The sequence below is a fragment of the Pseudomonas sp. SST3 genome (assembly GCF_003325755.1).
In genome coordinates this window covers 1-3,073 of the sequence record NZ_QORI02000192.1, presented here as the reverse complement: position 1 = coordinate 3,073, position 3,073 = coordinate 1, and the positions used below count along the sequence as shown (strand labels likewise).

At 52.8% G+C, this 3,073-nt stretch carries 3 protein-coding genes and 1 pseudogene; 2 read left to right on the top strand and 2 right to left on the bottom strand.

What is annotated here, in order from left to right:
- Window positions 1–216: 216 nt before the first annotated feature.
- Complete coding sequence (locus DQ405_RS26370) at window positions 217–609, bottom strand: DUF6957 family protein (RefSeq protein ID WP_241730232.1); 393 nt, start codon at window positions 607–609, stop codon at window positions 217–219.
- A gap of 226 nt (window positions 610–835) precedes the next feature.
- Here DQ405_RS26370 and DQ405_RS26365 point away from each other — a divergent pair, with 226 nt between their 5' ends.
- Window positions 836–1,336 carry a helix-turn-helix domain-containing protein gene (locus DQ405_RS26365; protein WP_168426473.1) on the top strand — a complete coding sequence of 167 codons (501 nt, stop codon included), beginning with the start codon at window positions 836–838 and terminating at the stop codon, window positions 1,334–1,336.
- Window positions 1,337–1,735: 399 nt separating this feature from the next.
- Here the strand turns inward: DQ405_RS26365 and DQ405_RS26360 are convergent, their stop codons facing one another.
- A complete protein-coding gene (locus tag DQ405_RS26360) occupies window positions 1,736–2,215 on the bottom strand; it encodes a 3'-5' exoribonuclease (RefSeq protein ID WP_168426472.1) in 480 nt (159 codons plus the stop codon).
- A gap of 468 nt (window positions 2,216–2,683) precedes the next feature.
- On the opposite strand from DQ405_RS26360, the pseudogene DQ405_RS26355 reads away from it, so the two are divergent.
- Window positions 2,684–3,017 (top strand): annotated as a pseudogene (locus DQ405_RS26355) (hypothetical protein).
- The last annotated feature ends 56 nt before the right edge of the window (window positions 3,018–3,073 follow it).

The window sequence follows — 3,073 nt, the reverse complement described above, 5'->3', positions numbered from 1 at the left end:
TGGTTCGCTGTCGATCATCAGAACCGCCTCTGAAATTCTGTCCTCGTACATGGCATGGACAGTTACGTGATACCAGTGATTACGAAGCACTTTGGATACCTGATGCCATTGGTACTGACCCTCACCGAACATGCCCGGTAGGCCCAGCATGTCGGCGTCGTGTGTTCTAAACATCTTATGTCCTTGGCCTGAAGGGGCTCCGATATAGAGCGCAGGTTAGAAGAGGGAGAAAACGTCTTTCAGGCTCGCGAGCTGTTCATGACCAGGGCCAATCAATACGTAAACAGAGTTTCTGGTCTCGAACGCAACACCGTCGTGGAGACCGGTGCACATGCTTGAACGAACCCAATCGCCGCGTTCGAAACGACCTTGGCTGTCCTCTGCCACGTTGTGAGCAAACAGGATCATCGGGAGCTGGCCCGCTGCATGGCATTTGAAGAGTTCGTCGCGGGTGACTTCGATGCGAAATATTGTCCAGTCGCGAACTAGGCAGTAAGGCTTTGTAGGGAATCGTTCGACTGCTAAAGCTCGAGCTTCGGAAGTACCCTCCAGGCCCTCAAGGGGCGCACGTGGCCCTTTCATAAAGTCGGGCTCTTGGACGCTAGCCATAGGGTTCACCTCAATTAATAACCCGGAAATTGACAATTCAATCCCGCTTGTTTGCGCTCGCCCCTCGCAAAGAGTCTCTCCGCACGCCAGTTACGTTGGCTTGGAGACGTCAATCGGATCACGGGAAGCCAGCCTAAAAGTGCTGGTCGCACCATAATACGGATGATAGTCCGTGTTATGGTGCGGCGCAATATGGCCTCATCCTCGATTTGCTTGGGGAAATGTCATGGAGGCCGCAGAAGCCCTTGCTGTAGTAGTACGAGCACTGCGTAGAAGAAAGGGTTTTGCGCAGGAAAACCTGATCACAATTGACCGTTCCTACTGGGGCCGGATAGAGCGTGGTGAAGTTAACATCACGATTGATGTGCTCATTCGTCTTGCAGCGCTAATGGAAGTTGAGCCGGCCTCACTCATTCTCATGGCAACGTCCCTGCAATCTAATGAGCCGTTCGGGGAGGGCCTTAAACGCGTTTCCAAACAGATGAACAGAATTAGAAAAGAAAGTGTTGATCAGGAAATGGAGTCAATGGCACGAGCCGGAAAACTACCGCCTGGTCGACCCGTCCGATCCGATGCGGCGCAAAAGGCAGCGGAGGCTAATCGTTTGAGCAGCGCCGGCTTGTCTGTGTCAGAAATAGCAGAGAGACTGGAGCTGTCGAGATCGACTGTGCGCAGATATCTACAAAACAACCACGCCCGAGCGACCTTGATTTCGAATGACCTTTAAATGAGCACAAACCCGAGTCAACCTGTCATAGGAAGGCTTCCTGTGGAGAATTGCGGAGGAGCACCTCGGCCCATCGGATCTCCATCAAGTTGTGGGCGCGTCATGGGCGGATGTCCGGTCGACCGGTGGTAAAACAGAGGGTATCTGGACGGCTACCTCGGTGGTGGTGATGTGTTGAGTATTCTGGGGATTGCTCAGGCCGCTGCGGGGGCGATTGTTCCCTATAGTCCGGTTGAGCGAGGGCGAATCGTTATCTATTCCGTTCATGCTGAGCACCTGGCGGATAATGAAAATAGCCTTCCGCGTTTGTCACCACAGAGCAACTCCGCGACTTGCTCCGACATGCGTGCATTCCATTTCATACTCCGCTCGGCCCAATTGACCAATACAGACTGCGGATCAATGCGCCTTCTCAGGGTAGTCCTTCCTATGGATTGCTTTGGTGAACATGCTAGCGATGATACGGGCGTCAAGGAGAGCGTGATGCGGAAGCGGAACCCCGTCGCTTGTGGCATTTAGAGTGGTTGCGTCAGTTGGGTAATTCCGGACGTTCCTTGGCCACTTACCATTGTCATATGCAAGTTCGGTGAAAAGCTCCCAGTCGTACTGTGGAGCGTCTGTGACAATTTCCAGGATTTCGTCAAACGAGGCTAGGAAATCGAGCAGCGCTGACCTTGCCTCAATGGTGGGTCGTACATAGCGACCGCCCCACAGCTGCGGAAGCACGATTTCCTTTACGAAATCACTGCAGTCTTCTTCTTTCCAAACATCGAGCAATTCCACGTAGAATTCGCGCCCATCCTCAGCCACCAATGCGAGTGATATCAGCTTCGCAGCCGCCGATAGCTCGGTAAACTCGCAATCAAGATAGACCCACATGTTGTTAGAACTCCTTAATGACTAGGGCTCGCCTGGATATGGCTCAGGAAGGTCAGCTATGGAAAATGGCCCTCGAACATCTTGGCTCAGACGGACTGCTTCAGGTGGTTGTCGATATGTGGAGTCGCGCCGCTCCTCCGCCTAGGCCAGTTGTGGAGCATCTGACCACCGACAAGGTGGGCCCGGAAGTCCTGAATATACTGAAAATTGCTCAAGAGCTTGTCGGGGCCTTCGTACCGGGTCAAACACCAGTTTCGGGCATCGTGACGTTGTACGCTCGTCACGCCAGTGACCTAGCGGATGGGCTCATCACGCGAATGCCGAAAGAACAGTTATCTCGAGCATGGAGAGGCTCCTGTCTCGAAATCGACCTAGGCATTTGATGTCCATTCATGCTCCAAAGGGCACCGTGACGCAGCCGTCCTACTAGAGTTTATTGAGCTAATTCCCGCTCCATCGAGATGTTTTATGAACGCTGATTTAACTGAAGAAGAAATGCGTCGTGCATTTGTTTGGTTCGACCGAGCCCGAAGAGGTTCCTGCGCCTCCAACGCCACAGCCTGCGCCAGAGGTTGTTTTTACTAAGCCGGTATCAACGCCTTCGCCCAAGAAGAAAGCGGCGAACTCATTTACGCCTAGGCTGAGGGTCACGCTCATGGTTGGGAACGAGTTTGAAGGGAAAATGATCGAGTTTGTTCACGACGCTGATACGTTGAGCTCGTTGCTTGCTGAGCAAGAGGCTGTGAAGACGGCTAGGAAGAAATACAAGTATGTTGAGGTCGTATCGGTTAAATCGATGTAGACGCGCCAACTGGCCTAGTTATGCAAAGAGTCGGCCCGTACCTGGATCATTGATCA